Here is a 676-nt window from a genome sequence, read left to right as displayed (position 1 = left end):
CCGCGCACCGACGCTGGCAAAACCATCTACGCACTGGCGCTGAAACTAACCCGTGTCACCACGCTCGACCAGGCACGGGAGTGGACGCTACGCCTGCACGACTTCGGTCAGGTATTCAAAGCATTCCTCAACGAGAAAACACCCGTGCCAAAAGAACGCCGAACACCCAATAACCAGTGGGAATGGACTCATCTACGGGTACGCAAAGCCTACAACTCACTGCTGCACCTCTCGCGCAACAATTGGCTGTTTACCTACCTTAAGCCACCACCGAATGCGCTTGATCCTAACCGCTGGGCTTCAACGACAAACAGTCTTGAAGGCGGCATAAACGCCCAGCTCAAACGCATCGCCGATGCGCACCGAGGCAGGTCTGGGGAACGTCAACGAAAAATGCTTGAGTGGTACCTCCACACCAAAAAGCAACTGCCTGACGATCCGCTAAATATCGCCAGGCAGTGCAATTATGGCCAAGATCAACTCGCCAAAGTCAACGATCTTGCCGAAGAAGACCACAACAAAGCCGACCAAGAAACAGGCCGACCAGCCTTCTACGACAACGCTATCCCAACCGAGTACGAACACTCGATAGGAATCAGAAAAGGCCCCATGAAGTAACTAACCGTGTACCCGCCCCGCAACACGCCGAACGGACACACATTCTGCTACTTAACCC

General features: G+C 54.1%; 1 pseudogene. It reads left to right on the top strand.

Annotation, left to right across the window (positions count from 1 at the left end):
- Positions 1-618 (top strand): annotated as a pseudogene (locus QP324_RS11845) (IS256 family transposase); the annotation flags it as partial.
- Between the last annotated feature and the right edge of the window lie 58 nt (positions 619-676).

Origin of the sequence: Corynebacterium sp. UMB0012 (assembly GCF_030216265.1) — a bacterium.
In the GTDB taxonomy this organism is placed as follows: Bacteria; Actinomycetota; Actinomycetes; order Mycobacteriales; family Mycobacteriaceae; genus Corynebacterium.
This window is presented reverse-complemented; position numbering and strand designations above follow the sequence as displayed.